General features: G+C 52.8%; 4 protein-coding genes. All 4 read left to right on the plus strand.

From position 1 onward, the window contains the following. Nucleotides 1–16 precede the first annotated feature (16 nt). The 4 genes from HH215_RS01225 to HH215_RS01240 are packed head-to-tail and all read left to right on the plus strand — an operon-like array spanning nt 17 to nt 12,962. Entirely contained in the window at nt 17–1,087 is a 1,071-nt protein-coding gene (locus HH215_RS01225; protein ID WP_169278240.1) for a glycosyltransferase, read from the plus strand. 25 nt (nt 1,088–1,112) lie between these two features. Then, on the plus strand, nt 1,113–10,091 hold the full coding sequence (locus HH215_RS01230) for a non-ribosomal peptide synthetase (RefSeq protein ID WP_169278241.1): 8,979 nt from the start codon (nt 1,113–1,115) through the stop codon (nt 10,089–10,091). After that, nucleotides 10,084–11,298 (plus strand): ACP S-malonyltransferase, encoded by a 1,215-nt coding sequence (locus HH215_RS01235; protein ID WP_169278242.1) that lies wholly within the window; start codon nt 10,084–10,086, stop codon nt 11,296–11,298. The genes HH215_RS01230 and HH215_RS01235 overlap by 8 nt, the downstream gene beginning before the upstream one ends. A gap of 5 nt (nt 11,299–11,303) precedes the next feature. Beyond that, on the plus strand, nt 11,304–12,962 hold the full coding sequence (locus HH215_RS01240; protein ID WP_169278243.1) for a type II CAAX endopeptidase family protein: 1,659 nt from the start codon (nt 11,304–11,306) through the stop codon (nt 12,960–12,962). Nucleotides 12,963–12,996: the final 34 nt, after the last annotated feature.

Consider the following 12,996-nt stretch of genomic DNA (forward strand, 5'->3'; position numbering starts at 1 on the left):
TGAAAGAAGGGAACTCGTGATTAGCGTTATTATGCCGACATTCAATAAAGCCGCCTATTTGAATCTGACTTTAGCCTCGTTCGTACGGCAAACTTCCAAGGATTACGAAATCGTCCTGATCGACGACGGCAGCGGAGATGGCACGCAAGCCATCGCGGACAATTACAAGAACAAGCTGAATTTGATCCGCTTGAAACAGGCTAACCTGGGGCGATCGGCAGCGAGGAATAAGGGGATTTCCGCTAGCTCGGGGGAGTATCTACTGTTTAACGATGACGATCGTATCGTTCGGGGCGATTTTATCGAACGGCATCAATCGGCACTCTCAAGAGAAGCAAATACCGTTCATATCGGCGGCAAAGGTCGGGTACTAACGATCTGGCGGCGAAATCAGTTGATCATGCAAGGCCAAGACCGTCGAAAGTTAGCGGAGCAGCTAGGCGATCGTTGGCATCGCGTTCGCAGGAAGACGTATGCGGAGCTTGCGTCGGCAGAGGAAGTGGAGACGAATTTCGAGCATACCATCGAACGTTTGTTTCTGGGCAAAGAGTTCGAATCGAATCATGCGTTAGGGGTTCCAATAGATCGGATAGAAGACTTTCGCCTGAAGTGGATGCTAGGCACAACGGCTAATTTGTCCGTGAGAAAAGATGCCGTAGTCGAAGCGGGGATGTTCGATACGGAGTTCAGAGGTTGGGGAATGGAGGACTCCGAGCTCTGCTACAGGCTGGTAAGGAACGGATTGGCGCTAAAAGAATGTCCCGAGGCGTTCAATTATCATCAAATTCATCCGATCGGTCGAAAGTTCTGGATTAATCCGACGTTGAGCATTTCACGTATGAACGAGCTAAAAAGAAACATCGATTATTTTCACGCCAAATTCGGAACGCCCGCCAGTTATATTTTTCGCAGAGCGTTTTACGATAATATTCCTACTTTGCTCGCGAACGAGATATTAATTCAATTCGAAGGCGCATTAGGCGAATCAGGTACCGTCGAGGATTGGGACTCGCTGTATCGTACGATCATGAGGAGCAGAAGAAACCGGTCGTTAGGAGCGAGGTTTGGTATTAGATCGAGAGGGTAGCGGAATAAGGAGGATGGATGCGAGGATGCGGACGCGACAATCGACACTTGCGGATGTTCTTCATGACCTTAGGGATTCCGGTAACGGAATTACTTATACGACCAGGCATGAAGAAGCTTTCGTTTCATACGGCGAGTTGTACGGCAAAGCGCAGGGGAAATTGCACTTCCTGCAACGTAAAGGCATGCAGCCCAAGGACGAGTTAGTGTTCCAGGTGGAGGATAACGGCGAATTTATTATCCTTTTCTGGGCTTGCCAGCTAGGGGGCATCATCCCCGTCCCCCTCGCGGCCGGAAATAACGAAGATCATAAACTCAAGCTGGCCAGAGTGTGGAACACCCTTCGAAATCCCTATCTAGCCTGTTCGAAGGAAACCCTTAGGCAAATCGAAAAATACGAGGAGCATCCGGAGATCTCATCTTGCCTGGCGTCGATGCAGAGGCGAGCGATCCTCATAGATGACGATGCGCAATCCATCGAACCCGGCAGAGGGAATTTGCAATCGATCGGGTCGGAGGATATCGCTTTAATCCAATATTCATCAGGTTCGACCGGCGCTCCCAGGGGAGTCGTCTTGACTCACGGGAATCTACTTTGCAACATCAACGCCATCATCGATGGCGCAGGGGTTAGTTCGGCCGATCGTTCCCTGAGTTGGATGCCGCTCACGCACGATATGGGATTGATCGGTTGCCATCTGACGGCCCTTACCGCCGATATTCATCAATTCATTATGCCGCCGACTTTATTCGTAATGGATCCCGAGCTGTGGTTGCATAAAGCGCATGAGCATCGGATTACGCTTCTGTCCTCGCCGAATTTCGGCTACAAGCATTTCCTGAGCCACTGCAAGAAGGAGCGTATCGCGGAATGGGATCTATCGCGATTGCGGCTTATCTTCAATGGGGCGGAACCGGTATCGGCAAGATTATGCGATTCGTTCTTGGATGCGATCGGGCCGGCCGGAGCGGGCAGGAACATCTTGTTCCCCGTCTACGGAATGGCGGAAGCCAGTCTGGCCGTCACCTTCCCTCCAATGAACGAAGAAGTGATTCCGGTTTACGTGAATAGAAGCTTGCTTTCGGCAGGCGAACCCGTTGCGGAAATCGGCCCCGACGACAAAGCATGCGTGACGTTCGTGGACGTTGGCTATCCCGTGCAAGATTGCGAGGTCCGTATATGCGATGAGGACGGCCGGACATTGCAAGAGCGGTATATCGGAAATATCCAGATCAAGGGCAATAACGTCACGAGGGGTTATTACCGTAATCCCGAGGAGACGGACAAGCTCAAAACCGATGACGGGTGGCTGAATACCGGAGATTTAGGATTTATGCGCAAGGGGCGTCTAGTCGTTACGGGAAGGAAAAAAGACATTATTTTCGTGCGCGGACAAAATTATTACCCGCACGATCTTGAAGGGATAGCTCAGGAACAGCTAGGTATCGAGCTTGGGAAAATCGCGATTTGCGGAGTGACCGGCGAGAACTCGGGCACGGAAGAGATCGCCGCTTTCATCGTGCACCGGGGCAAACCGGACAGCTTCGTCGACACCGTCCTCGAGGTTAAGAAGACTTTGAATAAAGCGACCGGCCTATCCATCAAACAGGTTGTACCCGTACGAAGCATACCCAAAACGACCAGCGGAAAATTGCAACGATACAAGCTGGCCGAAAGCTATGAAAGGGGAGAATTTACGGAAGTCATCGAACGGCTGAACAAGCTTCTGGACGAGCGGATAACGCCGGAGGCAACGGAAACGGCGGACGATTTGCTGGAGCGGCGTCTGTCCCGGCTATGGGCTGACGGACTGGGTCGGGGAAGCGTCGGTATCGATCAAGATTTTTTCGAAATGGGCGGGGATTCGTTAACGGCGGCAATGTTGCTTAATCGCATTCATAAAGAGTTTCATGTCGAAGTGCCTGCTGCCGCTCTATTTGAGTTATCGACAGCGAGGAAGCTGGCAAATTACATTCGAGACGCGGAGAAGAGTATGTACGAGCCGATCCCGAAGGCCGAGGAACGCGAGTATTATCCGGTTTCCTCCTCGCAGTACCGGGTGTACGTGCAAGAACAGTCTCAACACATCGGGACAAGCTATCATATGCCGGTTCTCATCCATATCGAAGGCGATCTCGACATCGCGAAAGCGGAGCGCGTTATCCGCCGGTTAATAAGTCTCCACGAGAGCCTTCGAACTTCCTTTGCCGAAATGGAAGGAGACATTGTTCAACTCGTCCATCGGGAAGAAGAGATTGAGTTTGCCTTGCAAATCTTAAATCTCCAACATGACGGCGTGCGAGGGGCGATCAATGAATTTATCCGCCCGTTTCGTCTGAGCGAAGCGCCATTATTTCGAGCCGGGCTTGTTTCGGAAGGCGATGAAAGGACGGTAGCGGGCAAGCACCATCTTATTCTGGATATGCATCATGCTATATCCGATGGAATCTCGGTCAACCATTTGATCGAACAATTCGCAATGCAATATGACGGGAAGGACTTGTCGGCCTCCCATCTGCAATATAAAGACTATGTCATGTGGCAGCGGGAGCGGAAGCATTCGGATCGATATGCAAGCGACAGGTTCTATTGGGAGCGAAAATTGTCCGGCGAGGTCCCCCTGCTTGAGATGCCGACGGATCGCAAGAGGACGGAAGCTCGAAGCTTCGAAGGCGATTCGATTCCTTTCTCTCTCGACGAGAAGTGCGTAAAGAAGCTGAACGAGCTCGCGCATCGGCATTCGGTTTCCGTTAACGCGATCTTATTAACCGTCTACGCGATTGTGTTAAACAAATATACGAGACAGCAGGACCTTGTCGTCGGTTCATTGGTTTCGGGTAGGAATCACGCGGACTTGGAGTCCATTGTCGGCATGTTCGTCAATTATGTGCCGTTGCGGATGACGATTGATCCCGCAACGACTTTCGTGGAGACGCTTGAACGTTGCGCGCGTTCCATAACGGAGGATTATTCGCATCAAGATTTTCCCTACGAGGACATGATCGGTTTAGTGTCTTCAAGAACGCCTCAAGGACGAAATCCGTTATTCGATACGATGTTGATCGTGCACAACCAGATGGACATCGGTTCGGAAATAAGGATGGGCGACGGGAAACTGACTTTCGAAGAATGGCGAACGAATACGTCGAAGCTCGATTTCAAGCTGGACGTTTACATGGAGGGAAGCGGGCTTACTTGCCGGCTGGAATATAATCGGCATCTCTTCGATCGCGAGACGATGGAGAGATGGTGCGGACACTTCGAGGCTGTCGTTCAATCCGTATTGCTCAATCCGCATGCCCATCTGCGCGATATCGACATGCTGGCCGAGACGGAACGTCTTCAAATCCTTCGGTCGTTCAACCGCGAGGTAACAACAACGGAGGATAGCGACGAGAGCGTGCTGCACGAATGGTTCGAGAAAGGCGCAGAACAATGGCCTGATCAATTAGCCGTCTTAAATGGCGATCAACGGATGACTTATCGGGAGCTGAATGGGAAAGCGAACCGGCTAGCCTCGGAACTAAGAAGGAACGGCTTGGGGCCGGACCGGATCGCCGCGATCGTCGCGGAACGATCCGCGGAGATGATGATCGGCATTCTGGCCGTTCTGAAAGCGGGCGGAGCTTACTTGCCGATCTCTCCCGACTATCCGCCCGAACGGATACGTTTCATGTTGGAAGATAGCGGCGCCGTCGTATTGCTCACCCAGAAGGCATGGTTGAACCGGTTCGGCGATGCCAAAGAAAAGAACCAAAACTCGACTCGTATAGCGTTCACCGGCGCCATTATGGACATCGGAGACGAGGAGAGATACAGCGGCGATCGCGTTGACGAAGCGACGCAGGGAAGCAATCCCGTTCATAGCCGCAACTTGGCTTACGTCATCTATACTTCCGGTTCGACGGGCAACCCGAAGGGGGTCATGATCGAACACGGAGCGGCCGTCAACCGGATTCGTTGGATGCAGAAGCAATACCCGATCGGACAGGACGATGTCATTCTGCAGAAGACGGCCTTTACGTTCGACGTGTCGGTATGGGAACTGCTGTGGTGGTTTTTCGCCGGTGCGGCGGTTAGCTTCTTGTCGCCGGGCGGAGAGAAGGATCCGGACGCCATCGTGCGAGCGATCGAAGCCCACCGGGTGACAACGCTTCATTTCGTGCCTTCCATGCTGCATTTATTTCTGGAACATCAGGAAAGACGGCAGGAAGCCGATAGGAGCCAAGCTTCTTTGGCGACTTTGAAATACGTATTCGCAAGCGGAGAAGCGTTGCCCCCGCAGCATGTGGAACGATTTTACGAGCGGTTCGGTTTGTTGCAAGGCGGACCCATACTCGTTAACTTATACGGTCCAACGGAAGCCGCCATCGACGTATCGTATTACGATTGTCAGCCGGAACCGCTAGCGGACAGCGTCCCCATAGGCAGACCAATCGATAACATTCAATTATACGTTCTCGACGAAGCGCGGCAATTGCTTCCGATTGGCGTTCCCGGCGAATTGTACATCGCGGGCAGGGGGTTAGCCCGCGGATATATTCAATTGCAGGAGCTGACCTCGGAGAAATTCGTCGACAATCCTTTCGTCCCGGGAACGCGGATGTACCGGACGGGAGATCTCGCGAAGTGGCAAGCGGACGGAACGATCGTCTACATGGGCAGGCTTGACCATCAAGTGAAGCTGCGCGGCTATCGGATTGAACTAGGCGAAATCGAAGCGGGACTGCTGCGGCACCCCGCAATTCATGAAGCCGTCGTAACGGTGAAAGAAACGCTTGAAGGCGACAAGTATTTAAGCGCGCACATGGTGAGCAATCAAGTACCGACGATTGCCGAAATCCGCGAGCATCTGGGTCGGCTGCTCCCGGAATATATGATTCCCGCGCGTTATAGCCTCATCGGCAGGATGCCTCTGACTTCGAACGGCAAAGTCGATCGGAAGGCGCTGGCTAATCTAGAAGATGTCGAGCTGGCTGCTGCGGATTACGAGGCGCCGCTCGATTCAACGGAAGAGGCTTTGATCGCATTATGGCAGACGGTGCTTCATCGGGAGCGAATCGGCGCCTTAGACGACTTTTTCGAGATCGGAGGGCACTCGCTTAAAGCGACCGAGCTTCTGAACAAGCTGCATAAGGAGCTTCGGGCTACTCTATCGTTAAAAGAGATCTTCGACAACCCGACGGTACGCCAGATGGCAAACCTATTGCGCGAGAAGGAAAAAAGCGACGTTGCCCCTATACCGCCAACGGAGGAAAGAGAGCATTACGCGCTTTCTCCGGCGCAGAGCAGATTGTACGTCTTGCAGCAATTCGAACGGATCGGCACGGCGTATCATTTGCCCGCGGCTTTCCTATACGAAGGTACCGTCGATCAAGACCGGTTCGAGAAGGCGTTGAGTTCGGTCGTCGGGTGGCATGAAAGCCTGCGAACCTCATTCCGGATGGTGGATGGGGTGCCCGTGCAAAAAGTCCATTTTTCAGCTGTCGTCTCAGTCGAATGGAAGGACGGTACGCAAGCGACGTTACCGGAATTGATCCGGGATTTCATTCGACCTTTCGTGCTGACCGAGGCTCCTCTCTTGAGGGCAGCGGTTGTGCAACTGAGCCCGAACGAGCAGCTTATTCTGTTCGATATGCATCATCTTGTGTCCGACGGCGTCTCGATGGGCGTTCTCGTGGAAGATTTCGTCGGATTCTATGAGGGAAGAGAGCCGGAGAAGTCCATCGTTCCTTATAAGGATTTCGCCGGTTGGCAGCGGGAAGCATTGGCTAACGGGACTTGGAGCGAACAGGAGCGCTATTGGGTCGGGCAATTCGCCGATGGGGTGCCGACGCTGAACATGCTAACCGATTATAATCGGCCTTCCATGAGATCGTTCGAAGGAGACAAGGTTGCGTTTCGACTGACGAAGGAAGAAACGCTTGCGTTGCGAAAACTCGCAGCGGATCTTCGAATCACTTTGTACATGGCGATGTTGGCCGTCTTCAACGTTTTCCTGTCCCGTTATTCCGGTCAGGACGATATCGTGGTCGGCACGCCGGTATCGGGCAGGTCTCACGCCGATCTCCATAACGCGGTAGGGATGTTCGTCAATACGCTGCCTATGAGAAATTACCCGTCCGCGCATAAAACGTTCAGATCGTTCGCGGAGGAATTACGAGAAAATACGCTGGGTGCTTTCAGCAATCAAGATTATCCGTTCGAAGAGCTGGTCGGAAAGTTGCAATTGACGCGGAGTCTTAGCCGAAATCCGCTGTTCGACGCCATGTTCGTGATGCAGAATATGGCGATACCGGAGCTGACGCTCGATCAACGACCGCTGAAGCGTTGCGAATCGCCGCACGTCTCCGCTAAGTTCGACTTCACGTTGGAAGCGGTCGAGACGGAAGAAGCGGAAATCGAATGCCATTTCGAATATTGCACGAAGCTGTTCCGGGAAGAGACGGTCGCGGCGTGGGTACGGCATTATCGCCAAATTGTGAAGGAAGTGACGGACAACCCGGAAATCGCGATCGGAAATATCGATATGCTTTCCTCGGACGAAATCAGCCGGTTGTTATCCGTTCCTGATGCTGAGGTGCGTTATCCGCGCGACCAAACGATCCACGGGTTGTTCGTAGAGCAGGTGGAACGAACGCCCGATAATATCGCCGTCGTCTGCGGCAACGAGCGGATCACCTATCGCGAGTTGAACGAAAGGGCGAATCGACTAGCTGCAGGGCTGCGAAGCAAAGGGGTCGTACCCGATCAGAGGATCGGTCTCATGCTGGATCGCTCCATCGACATGATCGTCGGCATCCTCGCGATTCTGAAAGCCGGGGGCGCTTATGTTCCAATCGATCCGGATTACCCGGCGGAACGGGCGGCATATATGATTGACGATAGCGAAGCCTCTATCGTCTTGTCGGAATCGAAGTACGAGGCCGGTCTGCGGTTAATCGCACCTGAAGTCATCGATATCGCCCAGCTTTCCACTTGGTCTGGCGACCTCGCGAAGAGCACGAGCGGATCCGGCAATCTGGCCTATATCATCTATACGTCCGGTACGACCGGCAATCCCAAAGGGGTCATGATCGAGCATCGTAACGTAGTAAGTCTATTGGTTCATGACCCATCGTTATTCGACTTCAATGCAAACGACGCTTGGACGATGTTCCATTCTTACTGCTTCGATTTCTCCGTGTGGGAAATGTACGGCGCTTTGTTATTCGGAGGAAAGTTGGTCGTGCTGGAGAAGCAGGTCGCGCAAGATCCGGAGCGAATGCTCGATGTGCTGATCGGGGAGAAGGTGACGGTATTTAATCAGACGCCTTCGTCTTTCTATCATTTCATTCGCTATGAATCGGCGAGGCAGAGGCCGGAGCTTCAGTTCCGGTACGTGATCTTCGGAGGCGAAGCATTGAAGCCGTCGATGCTCGGCTCTTGGAAACAACGATACCCCGATACCAAGCTGGTGAACATGTACGGGATTACCGAAACGACGATTCATGTCACTTACAAGGAAATGACGGACGTAGAGATCTCGTCGAACGTCAGCCGGATCGGCCGGCCGATTCCGACGCTAAACGCCTATATTCTGGACGGCAACTTAAAGCTTGTGCCGGTAGGCGTTGCCGGGGAACTATACGTTGGCGGCAACGGCGTCGCGCGAGGGTACTTGAACCGCCCCGAATTGACGGCGCAGAAGTTCATCGCCAATCCCTATCGCCCGGGAGAAACTTTATATCGTTCAGGCGATCTGGTCCGCATGTCAACGGACGGCGAATTGGAGTACATGGGCCGGATAGACCACCAGGTGAAAGTACGGGGATTCCGAATCGAGCTGGGGGAAATCGAGTACGCACTTCAGCAGCATCCGCGTATTCGCGAAGCCGTCGTGCTGGCAAAAGACGATAATGCAGGGGAAAAGGCGTTATGGGGTTTCGTAGCCGTGAAAGAAGAGCTGCCGATCGCCGAGCTGCGTAAACATCTATCCTTAACGCTCCCTGATTATATGATTCCGTCGTTCTATGTGCAGATGGAGAAATTACCGCTGACGGTGAACGGCAAAATCGACCGAAACGCTCTTCTGCGTATGGAGGCGGAACGTCGGACGAGCGCTTCTAACGCGGCGCCTCGGAACGAGCTTGAAAGGAAAATAAGCGAGATATGGCAAGATGTGCTCTCGTTGGACAGCGTCGGCGCTCACGACAATTTCTTCGACGTTGGCGGCCATTCGCTGCTTCTGCTTCGATTGCATTCCCTTTTGGAACAGGATTATCCCGGGGTCGTAAAGGTGACGGACTTGTTCGCCTATCCGACGATTCAGGCGTTGGCCGCGTTCATAGAAGCCGAAACGGCGTCGTCCGATTCGGCGTCAGGAACGATGCGCCACGCGGAGCTGCCCGAATCGTTCTTCGCTAACCGACAGGGAAAGCCGCAACGGACATCGCTTACGTTCCAACTGGACTCGCGAATGACGACCGACGCGAAGCGCATGGCGGAGGAGGCGCGGGGAGATCTGGATTCGGTATTGGCGGGGGCTTATCTCTATCTGTTCGCGCAATTGACGAAAAAAGCCGAACAGACCATTTACGTAAAGGCTCGCGATCAGGCGGTACATGCGGTGGTTATCGATTTAAGCGGGCAACAGGATGCTTTCGCGCTTGTCTGTTCGGTTCAACAGCAACTCGTAACGCGTGCCGGAAACGAGGACGAATCGGTTATTAAACCATTGAACGACATATCTTCTTCCCCAGAGAACGGCATCTATCCGTTGTTCTATAAGTACGGTCGAAGCGTAGCGAACGCGGCTCCCGACGAAGCGTTCGACATTGTCTTATCTTACTACGAAGAGAACGATCGGATTACGCTGCTTTGCAGCTACGACGAAAGGAAGCTTCGCAAAGAGAAAATGAAAGAGTTTTGCCAAGGCTACGTGAAAATGGTCGGTTGGTTGACCAAACCATACGCGAGCAGTCGGCAAACGGCGGCTGGAAAGGAAGGAGCGGCGCATGAATAAAACGGCATTTCTTTATCCGGGTACCGGATCGCAATATACCGGAATGTTCAAGAACTTATACGAGGGTCATTCGGTCGTCAGACATACGTTCGAGGAAGCGGGGGAGTCGATCGGGCTCGATCTGGCGCGAACGTGCTTCGAAGACGGCTTTCCCGAAGAGGGAAGCATTGCGAATACGCAGGTCGCCATCCTCGCCTGCAGCGTAGCGGGACATCGTCTCTTGGCGCAAGAGGTCGGTTTGAAGCCTTGCGTCGCGGCCGGGCATAGCTTGGGAGAATGGTCCGCGCTTACGTGCGCGGGTGCGCTTGCGTTGCCCGATGGCGTCAAGGCGGTATGGCAAAGGGGCAAATGGATGGAGGAAGCCGTTCCGAACGGAGGCGGACTGATCGTCGCGGTGAACAATTTGCCTCTGCATGCGGTAAAGGAATATTGCGTTCCCGACCCGGATACGGGACAAATCGTCGAAATCGCTTGTCGCAACGCTCCGGATCAGGCAGTCATCGCAGGCCACCGCGAAGCCGTCGAGCGGATCACGCCCGCGCTCGAATCGTTGGGCGGCAAAGTCGTCCGATTGCGCGCGAAAGTTCCCTTCCATACTTCGCTCATGCGGTCCGCCGCCGAGAAACTATCCAACGAACTTGCCAACTTATCGTTCGGCAAGCTCGATTGGCCGGTCATTTCCAACGTTACCGCCGAGCCGCACGAGCATGATCCGGCTTCGTTAAGACTGAAATTGGCGGAACAACTGACGACGGCGGTCCGATGGGAGGAAACCGTTCGGTTAATGCAACGGTCTGGAGTTCACTATGCCATCGAGATCGGTCCGCACAAAGTGTTGAAGCAGCTTAACCGCAAGACGGCACGCAATATCCGTTCTTATGCGTTAGACGTACCTGAGGATTGGCCTTCGATGTTCGAACTGCGCCGGTTGAAGCCCGCATTTATCGACCAGTGCCTAACCATCGCCGTCACGACCCGGAATCGCAATGACGATGCCGAGCAGTACCGTAAGGGGGCGATCGAGCCCTACAAACGATTGTTGCAAATCCGGGAGCAATCGGCTGCGGAGGGAAGCGAGCCGTCGTGTTCGCGAAAGAAAGAAAGCTTCGAACTGTTATCGGGAATATTGGCGTGCAAACGAGTCGCGGAAGAGGAGTTAAACGACCGACTGGCCGACTTGGTTTATCAATTGAACGGAGAGGGATGACATTAATGAAAAAGACAGCGTTCATGCTGGGAGAAGTATTGCTTCTGCTTGGCTTGTTCATGGCGGTGGCGTTCGTTCACAACACGATGATCGTACCGGATTCCGGAGCTTACGGCAATTACTTGATGGATAATCTGCCGATATGGATTTCGATTATGTTCGCGATTACGGCAGCAATCATTTTGATCGTCTTTCAAATCAAGAAAAGAATAGTACGAGATCGTTACATCAGCGTATGGAAAATGAGCAAGTTCGCTAAAGTGAGCCGATTGGATGCCGCCATGCTAACGGTGATCGGGGTTTTCGCGGCGCTTCTATTCATGAGCGTCATCCGAATTTCTACGATTGCCGACGCTTTCCCCGACTTTGACGATTATTTGAACTTGTTTATGAAGTCGGATAGTTTCGTCATGGTCATCGTAGGCGTGTGCATCGTCGGTCCGCTGTTCGAGGAAGTGTTTTTCCGCGGCGTGCTCTTTAATCTGATGCGCCGGGCTGTTCCGTTCGGAGTGGCTTTACTGCTGCAGGCAATTATCTACGGATACGCCCAACCTAACCCGAGCATCCAAGTTACCGCGTTTTTTCTCGCCCTGATGTACGGAATTTTGTATACGAAGCTGCAATCGGTCTGGGCGACGATATGGACGGCGTTCGTCATCAATACGATTTTATTCTGCTCCCAGAAGTTCGGCTTGCTGGAGCTGTTCTCGACTTTCACCGATTCCGTACTGTTCCTCATGGCAGTCTTATGCCTGTTCGTTACGATCGCTTTGGTCGTATCCGTCTGGAAAGGTCACGATAAAGCCGGTCACCTCAAAATGGTCGGCGGACTGCTCCTATGGTCTCTTATCTTCGTCGTAACCTACTTTCCGTTCTTGAATTTTTGGAACAACCGAATTATGTCGATCTCTTCGATCTCCGGTTGGCTCGGCAATAATAACGTAATCGGATTCGTCATTTTCGACTTGGCGACTTTCGCCATCTTTTTCTTCGCGATGAAAGCGATCCATAAGAAAAACTTGATCGTCGTCAGCAATTTCTCGCGCATCGACCGTAAAGTCATGATCATGATTTCGATACTGGGCGTCGGCATGGGCGTATGGGTACAAGCCTTTTTCAAAATTCCTTATTTTCATGATACCTTTCCGCAATTCGAGCAGCTGTTCGAATATTTAACCACGGCCTCGATCCCGGTCTTTATATTGTTTCTATTCGTTCATTCCGCCTACAAGGAAATATTTTTCCGTGCTTTGGTGTATAACGTTTTGAGATCCGTCCAGCCTATCGCCGCCTCGATTCTCGTAACGGGCATTATTTACGGAGGTTTGTTTTTCTTGTGGGATATTCCTATGACGATCTATGCCCTCGCGGGAGCTTTGATCTTCGGCCTTATGTTCGAATGGTTCAGGACGATCTGGGCGCCGATCGTTAACGAGCTCTTCTTGTTCGGTACTTATTTCGTGATGAGAAAGCTCGACATGCCCTACAGCTCCGGAATGGTCTGGCTGCTCGCGGTCAGCTCGGCGCTGGTTATCGTCATGATGGTCGTTCTTTACCGTATGAGGGAGAGCGCGCCAGCCGACTCATCTACGAATAAACAAGGCGGACATGCCCCTGCGCCGATCAGCCTCGATCCTGCCAAGCGGAAGGCAATAGCGAAGTAGCCAACCTTGAGCTTTTACGCAAATTGCACACTTT

The organism is Cohnella herbarum (assembly GCF_012849095.1).
Classification (GTDB): Bacteria; Bacillota; Bacilli; order Paenibacillales; family Paenibacillaceae; genus Cohnella; species Cohnella herbarum.

Bases quoted from the DNA above. Each gene is read 5' to 3' on its own strand.
- HH215_RS01235 (WP_169278242.1), top strand. From the start codon at position 10,084: ATGAATAAAACGGCATTTCTTTATCCGGGTACCGGATCGCAATATACC.
- HH215_RS01230 (WP_169278241.1), top strand. From the start codon at position 1,113: ATGCGGACGCGACAATCGACACTTGCGGATGTTCTTCATGACCTTAGG.
- HH215_RS01240 (WP_169278243.1), top strand. From the start codon at position 11,304: ATGAAAAAGACAGCGTTCATGCTGGGAGAAGTATTGCTTCTGCTTGGC.